Origin of the sequence: Streptomyces tendae (genome assembly GCF_014650435.1) — a bacterium.
In the GTDB taxonomy this organism is placed as follows: domain Bacteria; phylum Actinomycetota; class Actinomycetes; order Streptomycetales; family Streptomycetaceae; genus Streptomyces; species Streptomyces tendae.
In genome coordinates, this window is record NZ_BMUY01000006.1 from 365649 (window position 1) to 381441 (window position 15793).

The window sequence follows — 15793 nt, forward strand, 5'->3', positions numbered from 1 at the left end:
CGTGCTCAGTGGGAGTCGCGGGGGACACCGTGTCCACGGCTTCCGCGCAGGAAACCGAAGTCGGCGCCCCGGTCCGCCTGTTCCACGTGCTGCGTGTAGAGCCAGGTGTAGCCGCCGGCGTACTGCTCGGCCGATGCCCTCCACGACTGCCGGCGCCGGGCGAGCTCGGCGTCGTCCACGTCCAGGTGCAGGGTGCGGTTCGGTACGTCGAGGACGACGGGGTCGCCGTCGCGCACCAGGGCGAGGGGTCCGCCGACGGCGGCCTCGGGCGCCACGTGCAGGACCACCGTCCCGTACCCCGTGCCGCTCATCCGGCCGTCGCAGACACGCACCATGTCCGTGACGCCGGCCTTCAGCAGCTTGGCGGGGAGCGGGACGTTGGAGACCTCGGGCATACCGGGGTACCCCTTGGGACCGGCGTTGCGGATGACGACGACGGTGTTCTCGTCGACGTCGAGGTCCGGGTCGTCGGCCACCTCGTGGTAGGCCTCCGGGGAGTCGAAGACGCGTGCGGGGCCGCGGTGGGTGAGCAGGTGGGGCGACGCGGCGGACTGCTTGATCACGGCCCCGTCGGGGCACAGGTTGCCGCGGAGCACGGCGATGCCGGTGCCGGCCGGCTGGAAGGGGGCGTCGAGCGGGGTGATGACGTCGGAGCCGACGCGTTCGGCGTGCGCGGTGTTGTCGGCGACCGTGCGTCCGGTGACCGTGATCTGGTCGCCGTGCAGCAGCTCGCCCTTGAGCAGCTCGGCCAGGACGGCCGGCAGGCCGCCCGCGTAGCAGAAGTCCTCCATGAGGTACTTGCCGCTGGGCATCAGGTTGACCAGCGTCGGCACCGCGCGGACCAGGTCGTCGAAGTCGGACAGGCTCAGCTCGACGCCGACGCGGCCCGCGAGCGCGGTGAGGTGGATGACGGCGTTCGTGGAGCCGCCGACGGCCGCGTTGACCCGGACGGCGTTCTCGAACGCCTCCCGGGTCAGGATCCGCGAGGGGCGCAGCTCCTCCTCCACCATGCCGACGATGCGCCGCCCGGCCGCCTGCGCGGTCTCCATCCGGCGGGAGTCGACCGCGGGCCAGGCCGCGGAGCCGGGCAGCTGCATGCCGAGCGCCTCCGCCACGCACGCCATCGTCGAGGCGGTCCCCATCGTCATGCAGTGCCCGTTCGAGCGGGCCATGCAGCCTTCCGCGAAGAAGCACTCCTCCTCCGTCATCCGGCCGGCCTTGAGGTCCTCCTCGAATTTCCACACGTGGGTGCCGGACCCCACGTCCTGGCCCCGGTACTTGCCGTTGAGCATCGGCCCGCCGGTGACCATCACGGCGGGCAGGTCGACGCTGGCGGCGCCCATGAGCATGGCGGGGGTCGTCTTGTCACAGCCGGACAGCAGCACGACCCCGTCGAGCGGGTTGGCCCGGATCAGCTCCTCGACCTCCATCGCCATCAGGTTGCGGTACAGCATGGCGGTGGGGCGCATCAGGGTCTCGCCGGTGGCCATGGTGGGGAACTGCAGCGGCAGTCCGCCCGCCTGCCACACGCCGCGTTTGACGGCTTCGGCGACGTGCGTCAGATGGGCGTTGCACGGGGCGAGTTCGGAGGCACTGGTCGCGATGCCGATGACGGGGCGCCCGTCGAACACCTCGTGCCCGAGTCCCTGGTTGCGCATCCAGGAGCGGTAGATCATTCCGCCGCGGCCCTGTGCGCCGAACCATGCCTGGCTGCGCCGGCTCGTCCTCTGCCCGTCGGTCATGCGGTCACTCCCGTCGGCTGTGGCGTCGTCCGTCTCACGAAGGGGCGTTCTCGGGTGAGGGTCGGCGAGCCGTACCCTGTGGCACAATCATTAAATGATTCGATGAATGGCGTCCAGGGGGCGGGCAGAGGTAGTGGAACACTTCCCGACCACGCACCAGCGAGTGGTCGACGAGCTCGGGCGGCGCGTGGTGGGCGGCGTCTGGACCCCGGGGGACCCGCTGCCCGTCGAGGACGCGCTCGCGGCCGAACTCGGCGTCAGCCGCGGGGTGGTGCGAGAAGCGGTCAAGGCGCTGATGGCCAAGGGGATGCTGCGCGTACGGCCGCGCACCGGCACCCGGGTGCTGCCTCCGGAACACTGGAACCATCTCGACCGGGACGTCCTGCGCTGGAAGCAGGACGGGGACGCCGCGTCGCTGCTGCGCGACACGGGTGAACTGCGTCTGATCGTCGAGCCGAAGGCGGCTCGCCTCGCCGCCCACCGGGCCGGACCCGACGACCTGCGCGTCCTGCACGAGTCGCTGGCCGCCATGGAGGCCGCGGCGGCGGCACCCGGCCGCAGCGGCTACGTCGAGGCCGACCTCGCCTTCCACCGGGCCCTGCTCGCTGCCAGCGGCAACCGTCTCCTCGGCTCACTCGGCCGGGCCGTCGAGATCGCCCTGGAGCACAGCTTTCTGATCAGCACGCAGACCCCGGGAGCGGTGGAGGCGTCGTTGCCGGGGCACCGCGCCATCGTGCGGGCCGTCGAGGCCCGCGACCCCGCGGCCGCGGCCGAAGCCGCGCTGGCCCTGATCGAAGCCGCCGAGCGGGAGATCGCCCAGTCACCGGGCGTGCCGAAGGCGCCCCCGGGCGGCGCCGGATGACCCGCCGCCACCGGGGCCCGCGCACTCCACGACACGGCCGCCCCGCCTGCCCGGGCACCCCCCGCTCGGAGGCACCCGGGGCATCACGGCTCAGGGGTACTGCACGACCTTCGACGGCACGGTGTCCGTCCCCGACGTGGGCGAACCCGTGTCGTTGATGACGCACTCGTACTGTCCGTTGCCGCCGAGCGACACGACGAGCAGGCCGTGGAAGCGCACGCCGGAACGGTTCGGCGCGGCGAAGCCGTGGTGCTGCACGATGGACGGGTTCACGTTGTAGTAGCAGTAGCTGCCCAGGCCCCAGCCCTCGTGCTCGGCGACGTCGTCCCCGACCTTGTAGGCGGCGTAGCCCTTGACCGAGCCGTTCTGGATCGCGGCCTGGTCGGGGGCGTCGTACGCCTTCTCGTTCTGGAAGAAGACCGTGCGGCCGCGTTCGCCGTTCCACTGCACGTCGTACTTGTTGAAGTGCTCCACGAACAGGCCGGTGATCAGCACGTCGTCGCCGTTGACGACGACGCCGTAGTCGGCGCGGTTGGTCTCCCAGCCGACGCCGTCGCCGTGGTCGGCGCGCCACACCCAGGTGTGGTCGACGATCGTGTGCCGGCTGTTGACGACCAGGCTGGTGGTCGCCTTGCCGGGACCCGCACCGCCGATCCGGACGAACACGTCCTGCACGGTGGTCGGGTTGGCCGAGTGGTCCGCGGACGCGCCCTCGGGCCCGACCTCCAGCAGGGTCGCGGAGTTGACCGGACCGGCGTCCACGAGGAACCCGGCCAGCCGTACGCCGTCCACGTCGGCGACCTTCAGCGCGGTGACGCCGTTGTCGGGGATGAGGGTGGCGTAGCCGAGGCCCAGGACGACCGTGCCCGCGCGGTTCACCTCGACGGTCCGGTCGAGGTGGTAGATCCCCGGCGTCAGCAGCAGGTGCAGGCCCTCCTCCAGCGCCTGGTTGAGGGTGGCCGCCGAGTCGTCGGGCCTGGCCACGTAGAACTGGGCCAGCGGGAGCGAGGTGCCGCGCGGGGTGCCGTTGCCCCACGAGACGCCGCGGGCGTCGGTGCGCTTCTCCGGCAGGAAGACGCGGTACTCGGCGCCGTCGAGGTACAGGAACGGCTTCTCACGGGAGACGGGCGTCGTCTCCAGCGTCGTGTACGGCGGCTCGGGGAAGCTCTGCGCGGGCGCGCCCTCCACACCGGAGAACACCATGTTCCACACGGCGTTGAGCCAGCCGCCGACCGAGCTGTCCCGGGTGTACCACTGCTGCTGGGAGTACGGGCCCACCGTGCCGTCGATCCGGCTGTCGGCGATGTAGCCGCCGCTGGCCCAGCCGTAGCCGTCGGGGGCGAGGTTGAGGCCGCCGCGCACGTGCATCCGCCGGAAGGGCGCCGCCTGCGAGACCGCCCAGCGGTTGGTGCCGCTGACCGGGACCAGGGCGAGGTTCTCCGCCGAACGCCAGAAGTTCTGCGTGGCGTTGCCGTCGAACCAGCCCGCGTCGACCGTGACGTCGCCGTTGATGGTGGTGTCGTCGGGGGAGAGGCCGAGGCCGGCGATGGAGGTGTAGAAGCCGAGCTGGGCGTTGAGGCCGCTGTAGGTGCCGGGCTTGAACAGCAGCGCGTAGCGGCCGGTGCCGAACTGGGCGGACTCCTGCTGCTTGAAGATCTCGTCCAGTCTGCCCTGGATGTTCGCCGTGGACGGGTCGAAGACGATGACGTTCGGTCCGAGGTCACCACCGCCGGGCAGCGCGCGGGGGCCGGCGGTGGCGGAGGCGGCGGGGGCCGCGGAGGCGGATCCGGCGCCCGCCAGCGAGGCCAGCACGGGCGCCGCCGCGGCCGCCCCGAGGAGGCTGCGGCGGCGCACGCCGGAGGGCTCGGGTGTGGGGGAGGGCGTGGGGGAAGAGGGCATGCGGGCGGCTCTCCTTGTTCGGGAAGTGAACGAAGTGGGGGTGGGGGAGCGCTCTCTGGGTGTGCATGCTTCATCCGCCCGCCACGGGACGTCAAGAGTTGCGCCCACTTCTTGTGTGTTGCGTTCAACAAATAGGCGCACGACGTGTGTTGGTCCGGCCCACGTTCCTCCTGCCGCATCCCTTGACACCCTCCCCTCGCGCCCTCAACACTCCGAGTCGGGAGAGCGCTCTCCGAGAAATTCTCCGACCGTCTCAGCCCGACCTTCCCAGGAGGTCTCCATGCCACGGAGATCGAAAGTTCTGTCCGGCACCCTCGTCGCGAGCGCGTTACTGCTGACCTCGATCGGCATCGGCACCGTCGCCGCCAACGCGGACACCCCCGCCGCCCCCGCCCCGGCCTCCGCCGCGCACACCGGGCACACCATGGCGGTCTCGACCGCCTTCTCGCCCGAGGACCCGGACGGCGACGGCTACATCCCCGCGAATCCGCCGGTCACCGGTGTCACCCCGTCCACGAAGGAGCCGCCGCACCGCTACTTCCACGAGTTCCAGGCCAACTGCGGGGTCAGCCACACCGCGCCCGACGACCCCATCGTCTACGCCCAGCAGCCCGGGAAGTCGCACGACCACACCTTCATGGGCAACACGACGACCAACGCCTACAGCACCACCGCCTCGCTCGACGCCGGGTCCACCACCTGTCTGGCGCCCGGCGACCGCTCGGGCTACTGGATGCCGACCATGTACGACGGCGACCGCCCGGTGCTCCCGGTCGGCCCGCAGACCATCTACTACAAGGCCGGCGTCACCGACTACACCAGCGTGCGCCCCTTCCCGAAGGGCCTGCGCTACGTCGTCGCCAGCCCCATGCAGAGCGCGCAGGAGTTCCGCGACCACCCCGGCTTCGTCGAGGGCTGGGAGTGCGGCGACAGCTTCTTCAACGTCGACTTCCCGGCCGACTGCCCCGAGCGTCAGGACGTCCAGGTCAACATCCGCTTCCAGGCGCCCAGTTGCTGGGACGGCAAGAACCTGGACACGCCGGACCACAAGAGCCACATGGCGTATCCGGTGGTCAACCCGGGGACCAACAACAACATCTGCCCGGCCGACCACCCGGTGGCCCTGCCGATGATCGAGTTCAAGATGGCCTTCCCGGTCAACGGCGACCTCTCCCGGGTCCGACTGGCCAGTGGCGCGAGCTACTCGTTCCACTACGACTTCTTCAACGCCTGGGACGAGCCGACCCTCGCCGCCATGGTCGGCCACTGCATCGTCGGCGGGCTGCAGTGCGACGCGCGCGGCTACGACCAGACCCACCCCGAGGCCGGAGCGGCGCTCAACGAGGACTACGAACTGCCCTGACCCGGCCCCACTCCGCCCCCCACCCCTCCTCGTACCGGCCCGGCCGTCCATGCCCCGCCACGGCCGGGCCACCCCCCATACCCCGCGGACGTGGACACCCGCAGACGCGGCCCCCCCCGCAGACCGGAGACAACCCCGATGAGCCGACCCCACACCCCCACGCCCACCCGCAGACTCACCCCCGTGCGCAGAGTCACCGCCCCCCTGACCGCCGGCCTGCTCACGCTCGGCGCGCTCACCGCCCTGCCCGCCGCGCAGGCGCACGCCGCCGGCAGCGTCGTGAAGGTCACCGGCAACCAGGGCAACTGGCAACTGACCGTGGACGGCAGCCCGTACACGGTCAAGGGCCTCACCTGGGGGCCGTCCCCGGCCGACGCCGAGCGGTACATGCCCGACCTGCAATCCATGGGCGTCAACACCATCCGCACCTGGGGCACCGACGCGAGCAGCCGCCCGCTCCTCGACTCCGCCGCCGCCCACGGAGTCAAGGTCATCGCGGGCTTCTGGCTTCAGCCCGGCGGCGGTCCGGGCAGCGGCGGCTGCGTCGACTACCTCACCGACACCGCGTACAAGGACCAGATGCTGGCCGAGTTCCCGCGCTGGGTACAGGAGTACAAGGACCACCCCGGCGTCCTGATGTGGAACGTCGGCAACGAGTCGGTGCTCGGTCTGCAGAACTGCTACAGCGGCGACGAGCTGGAGCGCCAGCGCGACGCCTACACCACCTTCGTCAATGACGTCACCAAGAAGATCCACGCCGTCGACCCGAACCACCCGGTCACCTCCACCGACGCATGGGTCGGCGCCTGGCCCTACTACAAGAAGAACGCCCCCGACCTGGACCTGTACGCCGTCAACTCCTACGACGCCGTGTGCGATGTGCGCTCCGCGTGGGAACAGGGCGGCTACACCAAGCCGTACATCGTCACCGAGTCCGGACCGGCCGGCGAGTGGGAGGTGCCCGACGACGCCAACGGCGTGCCGCAGGAACCCACCGACCAGGCCAAGGCGCAGGGCTACACCGACGCGTGGAACTGCGTCACCGGGCACCGCGGCGTCGCCCTGGGCGCGACCCTGTTCCACTACGGCACCGAGTACGACTTCGGCGGCATCTGGTTCAACCTGCTGCCCGCGGGCCAGAAGCGGCTGTCCTACTACGCCGTGAAGCGGGCCTACGGCGGTGACACCTCGCACGACAACACCCCGCCCGTGGTCTCCGGCTTCGGCGTCGAGGGCGGCGCCGGCCAGGTACAGGCGGGCAAGGACCTGGTCCTCACCGTGCGCGCCACCGACCCGGACGGCGACCCGATCGCGTACGAGGTGCTGGCCAACAGCAACTACATCGACCAGAGCAAGCAGTTGACCACCCTCCCCCTCACCGACCTCGGCGGCGGACGCCTCAAGGTCACCGCCCCCGACCGGCCGGGCGTCTGGAAGCTGTACGTCAAGGCCACGGACGGCAAGGGCAACGTGGGCGTCGAGACACTCTCGGCGCGGGTCGTGCCGCCCGCCGTGGACGGCACGAACGTCGCCCTCGGCAAGCCGGCCACCGCGTCCTCCTTCCAGCCCAGCTACGGCGACTGCCCCTGCACAGCCGCCAACGCCGTGGACGGCAACCCGAACACCCGGTGGGCCAGCGACTGGAGCGACCCGCAGTGGGTCCAGGTCGACCTCGGCGCGCGCACCGCGTTCCGGCACGTCCAGCTGTACTGGGAGGCCTCCTACGCCAAGGCATACACCGTCCAGACCTCCGACGACGGACAGAACTGGCGGACCGTGTCCACGGTGACGGACGGCAACGGCGGCGTCGACACCCTCGACGCGTCCGGCACCGGCCGCTACGTACGCGTCAACGGCACCGCGCGCGGCACGGGATACGGCTACTCGCTGTACGAGTTCGGCGTCTACAGCTGACGCCGGGGACGAGTCGGGAGGAGGGGAGACCCTGGTGGGGACGAGTGACGAAGAGATCGACCGGCTGCTCGGCAAACTGACACCACGCGCCCGCGCGCTGCTGCTGAGCGGCGCCACGACCTGGCGCACCCGGGCGGAACCGGCGGTGGGCCTGCGGGAGCTGGTGATGTCGGACGGTCCGGCGGGCGTACGGGGCGAGGCATGGGACGAGCGGCAGACCTCCGTCCTGCTGCCCTCCGCCTCGGCGCTCGCCGCCACCTGGGACGAGGCCCTGGTCGAACGCCTCGGCGGCGTGCTCGCCGCCGAGGCCCGGCGCAAGGGCGTGGACGTCCTCCTCGCCCCCACGCTCAACCTGCACCGCAGCCCGCTGGGCGGCCGGCACTTCGAGTGCCTCTCCGAGGACCCCGAGCTGACCGGCCGCATCGGCGCCGCGCTCGTCCGCGGCGTCCAGGCCCACGGTGTGGCCGCCACCGCCAAGCACTACGTGGCCAACGACTCCGAGACCGACCGGCTCACCGTCGACGTGCGGGTGGGGGAGCGGGCGCTGCGGGAGGTCTACCTCGCCCCCTTCGAGGCGGCGGTCACCGCGGGGGTCCGGCTCGTCATGGCGGGGTACAACGCGGTCAACGGCACCACGATGACCGCGAACGCCCTGCTCACCGATCCACTGAAGAGCGAGTGGGGCTTCGACGGCGTCGTCGTCTCCGACTGGGGCGCGGTGCGCGGCACGACCGACACCGCCCGCGCCGGTCTCGACCTCGCCATGCCGGGGCCCGACGGCCCCTGGGGCGAGGCGCTGGCACGCGCGGTGGCCGACGGCCACGTGCCCGAGGCCGCCGTCGACGACAAGGCGCGGCGCCTGCTGCGCCTCGCGGCCTGGCTGGGCGCGCTGGGCGGGCGCGACACGCCCCGGCCGCCCGCCATCGGCGAGTGGCGGGACGCGGAACGCCCGCCGGTGCCGGGCCCGGCACGCGCCCGCGACGTCCGGGGCCTGGCCCGCCGCGCCGTCGCCGCCGGTACCGTCCTGCTGGCCAACAGGGACGTCCTGCCGCTCGACCCCGAGCGCCTCGAAACGGTCGCCGTGATCGGCGCGCACGCCGTGCGGACCCGTACCCAGGGCGGCGGCAGCGCCGGCGTCTTCCCGCAGGGCGAGGTGTCCGTCCTGGACGGCGTCCGGGACGCGCTGCGCGGCCGGGCCCGCGTCGTCCACGTCCCCGGCCCCCGGCCGGACGGCCCCGCGCCCCCACTGGACCAGGGCATCTGCACCGACCCGCGCTCCGGCCTGCCCGGCGTGCTGCTGCGGATGCTGGACGCGGACGGCCGCGAGCTGTACGCCGAACGGCGCCGCGGCGGGCGGCTGCTGGAGCCCCGCCTGGTGCCGGGCGCGCACACCGTCGAGATCCGCGCCCGGCTCGGCGCGTGCACCGGGGGTTCCTGGACCCTGGGCGTGGCCGGCTTCGGCCGGATGAGCCTGGCCCTGGACGGACGCACCCTGCTGGAGGGCGACTTCCCGCGCCTGACCGACGACCCGGCGGTGGTGCACGTCAGCCCGCCGACCCAGTACGCCACCGCCGATCTCGCCGCCGACCGGGACGCCCTGCTGGTGGCCCGCCGTGAACTGGCCCCCGGCACCGGGCGAGCCACCGTCGTCGTCGCGGCGCCACCCGCCCCGGACGTGACCGCGTCGCTCTCCGAGGCCGCCCGCGCGGCGGGGGCGGCGGACGCCGCGATCGTGGTCGTCGGCACCACCGAGCACGGCGAGTCGGAGGGCTACGACCGGACCGGCCTGACGCTCGGCGCCCCCCAGGACGCCCTGGTCCGCGCCGTCGCGGCCGCCAACCCGCGCACCATCGCCGTCGTCAACAGCGGTGGTCCGGTCGAGCTGCCCTGGCGGGAGGAGGCGGGCGCGGTGCTGCTGGCCTGGTTCCCCGGGCAGGAGGGCGGCGCCGGTCTCGCCGACGTGCTCTTCGGCCGTACCGAGCCGGGCGGGCGGCTGCCCACCACCTGGCCGGCCGTCCTCGCCGACGCACCCGTAACCCGCACCCGCCCGGACGGCGGCGGCCGCCTCGCCTACGACGAGGGCCTGCACCTCGGCTACCGGGGCTGGCTGCGCCACCACCGCACGCCCGCCTACTGGTTCGGTCACGGGCTCGGCTACACCACGTGGACGTACGAGGCGCTGGCCGCCCCGCCGGTGACCCGCGCGGGCGACGACCTCACCGTGCGCGTGCGGGTGCGCAACACCGGTGCGCGGGAGGGCCGGGAGGTCGTGCAGGTGTACCTGGCCCGCCCCGCGTCGGCGCTGGACCGTCCCGCCCGGTGGCTCGCCGGGTACGCGGCGGTGCGGGCGCGCCCGGGAGAGACGGTGACGGCGACCATACGGGTCCCGGCGCGGTCGCTGTCCCACTGGTCGGTGGCGGAGCACGCCTGGCGCACGGAGCCGGGGCCCTGCCGTGTACAGGCCGGGAGGTCGGCGGGGGACCTGCCGCTGGTCGCGGACCTGGAGGTGGTAGCGCCTCCGGCGTGAGACGGCGGCGGAGAGCGCTCTACCACCCGCCGGACCCCGCCGGTTAGGGTGCGGGCATGAGCAGACAGGCCCCGACCCTGGAGGACGTGGCCCGGGAGGCCGGCGTCTCCCGGGCCACCGTCTCGCGCGTCGTCAACGGCGTCCGCAACGTGGACCCGGCCATCCAGGACCTGGTCCGCCGGGCCATCGAACGGACCGGGTACGCACCCAACCAGGCCGCCAGGCAGCTGGTCACCCGGCGTACGACGACCGTCGCCCTGGTCGTGTCGGGCGCGGGCGACGCCTCGGACACGGAGCAGAACGCCTTCGCCACCCGGGTGTTCGCCGACCCCTTCTTCGGCCGGGTCGTCGGCGGGGTGGTCGCGCATCTGCGGCCGCGCGGAATGCATCCGGTGCTGATGTTCGCCGAGACGCCCGAGGCCCGGCAGGAGGTCGTCGCCTACCTCAGGCAGGGCGGGGCGGACGGCGCCCTGGTGGTGTCCACCCACCCCGACGACCCGCTGCCCGCGCTGCTCGCCGGCGCCGGACTGCCGGCGGTGCTCTTCGCCCGTCCGGGCCGACCGGTGCCGCTCAGCTACGTCGACCTGGCCCACCGCGACGGCGGCCGGCTCGCCGCCGAGCACCTGCTGGAGCTGGGGTGCCGCCGGATAGCCACCGTCGCGGGCCCGCTGGCGGTCGCGGCCAGCCAGGAGCGCCTGGCCGGCTTCCGCGACACCCTGGCCCGGCACGGCCACCCCTACGTGCCGGTGGCCGAGGGCGGCTTCACCGTGGACAGCGGCATGGCCGCGATGACGTCACTGCTCGCCGAGCACCCCGACACCGACGGGGTGTTCACCGCCAACGACCTGATGGCCCAGGGTGCCGTCCAGGTGCTGCGCGACCACGGCCGCCGGGTGCCGCAGGACGTCGCGGTCGTCGGCTTCGACGACTCCAGCGTGGCCGTCACCTGCCGGCCCCGGCTGACCACCGTACGGCAGCCGGTGGAGGAGATGGCGGCCGCGATGGCCCGCCTGCTCGACGACCACATCAAGGGTGCGCGCAGCGAACCCACGTCGGTCATCTTCGACCCGGAACTGGTGGTACGGGACTCGGCGTAGCGCCGGGGCCCGCGTGGAGGCCACGCGTCGAGGGCGGTCAGGGAAGCGCGGCCTCGAGGTGGGCGAGGTGGGCGGCGAGGATCTCCTCGAAGGCGGCGACCCGGTCCGCACCGAGCGGGCGGATCTCGCGGGCGAAGTGGGCGAGGGCGGGGAAGCGCTCGGGATCGGCGCCCAGCACCGCGACCCGGAACTGCTCCATGCCCTGCTCGTGCTCCTGGGCGCCCACGCCACCGAATGCGCCTTCAGCGGTGATCAGCGAAGCGACCAGGACCACGAACCGGTGATAGCGCGCCGGAATCTCATGGTCGGGCAGCCCCGAGGCGCGCAGACTCTGCAGCACCTCTTCCATCATCAGCCGGGAACCCGTGCCCCCCGATCCGTGGCGGCCCCAGACCGCAGCGAGTTGGGGCTGCTGCCCGAAGGCGTCACGCAGGCGCAGGGCCACGGCGGTGAGACGCTGCTTCCAGTCGCCCGCGGGCCGGTAGCCGTCCATGGCGGACAGCAGGATCCGGTCGGCGACCGCGCGCAGCAACTCGGTCTTGTTGCGGAAGTGCCGGTAGAGGCTGGAGGAGTCCGTCCCCAGTGCGGCGGCCAGCTTGCGCACGCTGAACGTCTCGGCGTCGCCCGCGAGCAGCAGTTCCGCCGCCGCATCCAGGATCTGCTCGGTCGACCAACGCCTGCGCCCTGCCATCTCGCCCCTCTCGTCGCTCCTGTCCGGACCAGACTAGCTTATGCACTTGCCATTGCACGCACCGCGTGCATACTGAGGACACATGCTTGCCGGAAGAGCGGGGCGGCAAGGGAAACGACGGGGAGAGGCGTGGACATGCGCGAGACCAGGGCTGTGACACGGCCGCCGCAGCCGGACTTCGAGGCGATCACGACCGAGGAGTTGATCGCCTATCGCGAGGCGGAGAACCGTTACCGGGCGTCCGGCGCGGCGCGGGCGATCCTCGGTGAACCGGATCCCGGAGCCGCGATCGAGTGGCAGGACGTCGCGCTGCCCGGCCGCGACCTCCCGGTCCGGGTGTACCGGCCGGCGCCGACGGGCGACGGCGAGACCGCCGGCCGGAACGGCCTGCCGCTCGTGGTCCACGTCCACGGCGGCAGCTTCGTCGGCACGGCGGCGCAGTGTGACTGGGCCAACAGCCACCTCGCCGTCCGGCTGCCCGCGGTCGTCGTCTCGGTCGAGCACCGCCTCGTCGCTCCGGGGAGCCCGCTCGGGGACGCCGCCGACGACGGCTGGGACGTGCTGCGGCATGTGCTGCGACACGCCGCGGGGTGGGGAGTCGATCCGGAGCGCACGGCCGTCTTCGGCGAGAGCTTCGGCGGGCTGATCAGCGCACTGACCGCGATCCGTGCCCGGGACGCCGGCCTGCGACTCAAGGCGCAGGTGCTGGTCAATCCCGCCGTCGACATGACCCCCGCAATGTACGACTACCCCTCGATCGCCGAGCACGCGGACACCCCGACCCTCGCCATGCCCCAACTCAGGCTCCTCGAGCGGCTCGCCGCCCCGCCGGGGACCGACGCCCGCGCCTTCTCGCCGCTGTACGCGGAGGACCTGAGCGGGCTCGCCCCCGCGCTGATCGTGGTGCCGACCCATGACCCGCTCGCCGATCACGGACGCCGTTACGCCGATCGGCTGCGCGCGGCCGGGACGCCCGTACGGCTCGACGAACATGTGGGAGCGGGGCACGCGTTCCTCACGCTGCCCGGTGTGGAACCGCGGGCCGCGGCGGCCCGTACCGGGATCCACGCGTTCCTTCGCGCGGTTCTGACGATGTGACAGCGGAACGACATGCGACACCAGCGACGGGGGGCGGGCCGGTGAGCACGACAACCCCTGGCCGAGGCGTACTCGGAGCGGTGTACACCGAGCCCGGGCTGACCGTCGTCGCGACGGCGGCTCCGGCCGGCCGACGTCCGGGCCGGACATTGGCCGACACGGTTCGTCAGGGTGGGCGGTCGGTGGGCCCGGCCCGTCGCGACCGTGATGTCCGCGCCCGGCGCGAGCGCCGGGTCGGCCGGGCTGCCAGCCGAGGACACCTCCGGTGCGACGGGCCTGCCGCCGACGCTGGGCTGCGTCCGGACGCCACCCTGCCCGGCGGGCCTCCTGGCCGTCACCCTGTTGCAGAGGCGACCGCGACCGGAATGGCATCGGAGGAGGGCACAGTGAAGAGCATCGGCATCATCGGGGTGGGCGAGATCGGCAGGGCCATCGTGACGGGTCTGCATCACGGCGGCGGCCCCGCGCCGGAGGTGTTCCTCTCCCCGAGGGGAGCCCGCACGGCCGCGGCGCTGTCCGAGCGCCACGAGGGCGTACAGGTGTGCGCCGACAACCAGGAGGTGGTGGACCGCTCTGAGATCGTGGCCCTCGCCGTGCGCCGCGAACAATGGCGCGAGGCCCTGGCGGGAGTGCACGTGGGCGGCGACCGGATCGTGGTCAACGTGATGGCGGGCGTGTGCAACGACGAACTGGGCGAGACCCTGGGCACCGACGCCGCGCTGGTCCGGGCCATCCCCCTGCCCACCATCCGCGAACGCCGCTCCGTCACGGTGGTGCACCCCTCGCACCCGGAGGTGAATTCCTTCTTCGCCCGGCTCGGCGGAGCGCTCCCCGTCGCGGACGAGGCCGCCTTCGACGTCCTCTCCGCGCTGACCGGGACGCTGACCACGCACTACGCCTACCTCGCCACTCTCGCCTCGTGGGCCACCCGCCACGGCATCGCCCCCGACGACGCGGACCGCTACGTGCGCGGGCTCTTCGAGGGCGTCGGCCGCTCCCTGGGCGACGAGTCCCGCTCCCTGGACCGGCTCGCCGCCGACCACGAGACGCCGAACGGGAACAACGAACGGATCCGCACCACCTGGTTCGCCCCGGCCAACGCGCGGGCGCTCACGACGGCACTCGACGGCCTGCTCGCCCACCTCGCACCGCCGCGGCGGTCCTGACGGCGGGCCGCACCGCACGCACGACGGCCGTCGGGGACGGGCAGCGGCCCGGCGCGACGGCGCGGCGCGCCCTACCGCCCCGCCAGCCGCCCCCCGAGCGCCGCCCGCCACGCAGGGACCGGGGCGGGGGAGGCGACCGGCAGACGCCGGCCGCCGCGGGCGAAGAACGCCGCCAGCGGCAGGGTCGCCGCGCCCACCGTCACCGCGTCGGGGCCGAGCCGGCCCAGCGCGATGCCCACCCGTCCGGCGGGGTGCCGCAGGGCGTGGGCCAGCGTGTGGGCCCGTACCGACTCCAGGAACGCCGGGCCCAGTTGGAGTCCGGCCCAGCCGCCCACCAGGATCCGCTCGGGCTGGAAGAGGTTGACCAGGTCGGCCAGCCCCGCGCCCAGGTACTCGGCGGTCTCCGCGAGCACCCGCGCCGCCACCGGGTCGGGTGTGCCCCCGTCCCCGGGGCGGGCCGCGGACAGCATCGCGGTCAGCGCCGCCTCCTCGTCGGCGCCGGACGGCGGCTCGCCGCCCGCCTCCCGCCACCGCGCGAGCAGCGCCTCCGCACCGGCGTACGCCTCCAGGCACCCCCGCGCACCGCACCGGCACCGGCGCCCGCGCACCCGTACCGTCAGATGCCCCCACTCCACCGCCCGCCCCCGCTCCACGTCGTCGGTGACGACGCACGCGCCGACGCCGGAGCCGAAGAGCACGACCACGGCGTTGTGCGCGCCGCGTCCGCCGCCGAACCACATCTCTGCCTGCCCCAGCGTTCTGGCGCCGTTCTCGATGAACAGCGGTACGTGCGCGGGCAGTCGGCCGGCCGTGCGCAGCAGCGCCTCCAGCGGGACCGCGTCCCAGCCGACGGTCTGCCCGTGCACCAGGGTGCCGTCGGCCGTGCGCTCGACGATCCCGGGGACACCGATGCCGACGCCCAGCAGCTCACCGCGGCCCTGCGCCCGGCCGTCGGCGGCGTCGGCGCCGAGCACCTCCGCGACCCCGTCGAGGATGTGCCCGGCGACCACGCCGACGTCGTAGGAGCGCGACCCGTGGCCCGGCAACGAGCGTTCCGTCCGGGCCAGTTCGGACATCGACAGGTCGAACAGCTCCACGCGCACCCGGGTCTCGCCGACGTCGACCCCGACGAGGCGCCCCCGGTCCGCCGCGACCCGGACGAGGGTGCGCGGCCGGCCGCCGTCCGCGCCGAGGCTGCCCGCCTCCTCCACCAGCCCGTCGGCCATCAGCTCCGCGACCACGGTGCTGACGGAACCCGAACTTAGGCCCGCCGCCGAGCCCAGCGCGAGCCGGCTCATCGGCCCGTCGAAATACAACCGTTGCAGAACGGCGCTGCGGCTCTCCCGCCGCAGGTCACGGACCGTACGCCCGCCGTGCCTGGCCATCCGGAGCCTTCCTTCCGTGCCCTCGCGCCACCGTCAACCCTGCGCGAGA

The 15793-nt window shown here is 73.5% G+C and carries 11 protein-coding genes; 7 read left to right on the top strand and 4 right to left on the bottom strand.

Annotation, left to right across the window (positions count from 1 at the left end; genetic code table 11):
- Positions 1-5 precede the first annotated feature (5 nt).
- Positions 6-1742, bottom strand: a complete 1737-nt coding sequence (locus IE258_RS18805; RefSeq protein ID WP_189744918.1) for an IlvD/Edd family dehydratase — start codon at positions 1740-1742, stop codon at positions 6-8.
- 106 nt (positions 1743-1848) lie between these two features.
- Here IE258_RS18805 and IE258_RS18810 point away from each other — a divergent pair, with 106 nt between their 5' ends.
- Complete coding sequence (locus tag IE258_RS18810) at positions 1849-2604, top strand: FadR/GntR family transcriptional regulator (protein ID WP_189744920.1); 756 nt, start codon at positions 1849-1851, stop codon at positions 2602-2604.
- Between the two features lie 90 nt (positions 2605-2694).
- Here IE258_RS18810 and IE258_RS18815 read toward each other — a convergent pair whose 3' ends face one another.
- Complete coding sequence (locus IE258_RS18815) at positions 2695-4503, bottom strand: pectate lyase-like domain-containing protein (protein WP_189744922.1); 1809 nt, start codon at positions 4501-4503, stop codon at positions 2695-2697.
- 280 nt (positions 4504-4783) lie between these two features.
- On the opposite strand from IE258_RS18815, the gene IE258_RS18820 reads away from it, so the two are divergent.
- The 4 genes from IE258_RS18820 (at position 4784) to IE258_RS18835 (ending at position 11404) form a co-directional block, all read left to right on the top strand.
- Positions 4784-5866, top strand: a complete 1083-nt coding sequence (locus IE258_RS18820; RefSeq protein WP_189744924.1) for a DUF1996 domain-containing protein — start codon at positions 4784-4786, stop codon at positions 5864-5866.
- A 138-nt stretch (positions 5867-6004) separates the two neighbouring features.
- Positions 6005-7780 carry a discoidin domain-containing protein gene (locus IE258_RS18825; RefSeq protein WP_189744926.1) on the top strand — a complete coding sequence of 592 codons (1776 nt, stop codon included), beginning with the start codon at positions 6005-6007 and terminating at the stop codon, positions 7778-7780.
- 34 nt (positions 7781-7814) lie between these two features.
- Complete coding sequence (locus tag IE258_RS18830) at positions 7815-10307, top strand: glycoside hydrolase family 3 C-terminal domain-containing protein (protein WP_189744928.1); 2493 nt, start codon at positions 7815-7817, stop codon at positions 10305-10307.
- A 56-nt stretch (positions 10308-10363) separates the two neighbouring features.
- Positions 10364-11404 (top strand): LacI family DNA-binding transcriptional regulator, encoded by a 1041-nt coding sequence (locus IE258_RS18835; protein WP_189744930.1) that lies wholly within the window; start codon positions 10364-10366, stop codon positions 11402-11404.
- A gap of 37 nt (positions 11405-11441) precedes the next feature.
- Here the strand turns inward: IE258_RS18835 and IE258_RS18840 are convergent, their stop codons facing one another.
- On the bottom strand, positions 11442-12095 hold the full coding sequence (locus tag IE258_RS18840; protein ID WP_189744932.1) for a TetR/AcrR family transcriptional regulator: 654 nt from the start codon (positions 12093-12095) through the stop codon (positions 11442-11444).
- Positions 12096-12230: 135 nt separating this feature from the next.
- On the opposite strand from IE258_RS18840, the gene IE258_RS18845 reads away from it, so the two are divergent.
- Entirely contained in the window at positions 12231-13193 is a 963-nt protein-coding gene (locus IE258_RS18845) for an alpha/beta hydrolase (RefSeq protein WP_189744934.1), read from the top strand.
- 386 nt (positions 13194-13579) lie between these two features.
- Entirely contained in the window at positions 13580-14359 is a 780-nt protein-coding gene (locus tag IE258_RS18850; protein ID WP_229892199.1) for an NAD(P)-binding domain-containing protein, read from the top strand.
- A gap of 71 nt (positions 14360-14430) precedes the next feature.
- Here IE258_RS18850 and IE258_RS18855 read toward each other — a convergent pair whose 3' ends face one another.
- Positions 14431-15744 carry an ROK family protein gene (locus IE258_RS18855; protein WP_189744938.1) on the bottom strand — a complete coding sequence of 438 codons (1314 nt, stop codon included), beginning with the start codon at positions 15742-15744 and terminating at the stop codon, positions 14431-14433.
- Positions 15745-15793 lie beyond the last annotated feature (49 nt).

Bases quoted from the DNA above. Each gene is read 5' to 3' on its own strand.
- IE258_RS18805 (WP_189744918.1), bottom strand. From the start codon at position 1,742: ATGACCGACGGGCAGAGGACGAGCCGGCGCAGCCAGGCATGGTTCGGC.
- IE258_RS18810 (WP_189744920.1), top strand. From the start codon at position 1,849: ATGGCGTCCAGGGGGCGGGCAGAGGTAGTGGAACACTTCCCGACCACG.
- IE258_RS18815 (WP_189744922.1), bottom strand. From the start codon at position 4,503: ATGCCCTCTTCCCCCACGCCCTCCCCCACACCCGAGCCCTCCGGCGTG.
- IE258_RS18820 (WP_189744924.1), top strand. From the start codon at position 4,784: ATGCCACGGAGATCGAAAGTTCTGTCCGGCACCCTCGTCGCGAGCGCG.
- IE258_RS18825 (WP_189744926.1), top strand. From the start codon at position 6,005: ATGAGCCGACCCCACACCCCCACGCCCACCCGCAGACTCACCCCCGTG.
- IE258_RS18835 (WP_189744930.1), top strand. From the start codon at position 10,364: ATGAGCAGACAGGCCCCGACCCTGGAGGACGTGGCCCGGGAGGCCGGC.
- IE258_RS18840 (WP_189744932.1), bottom strand. From the start codon at position 12,095: ATGGCAGGGCGCAGGCGTTGGTCGACCGAGCAGATCCTGGATGCGGCG.
- IE258_RS18845 (WP_189744934.1), top strand. From the start codon at position 12,231: ATGCGCGAGACCAGGGCTGTGACACGGCCGCCGCAGCCGGACTTCGAG.
- IE258_RS18855 (WP_189744938.1), bottom strand. From the start codon at position 15,744: ATGGCCAGGCACGGCGGGCGTACGGTCCGTGACCTGCGGCGGGAGAGC.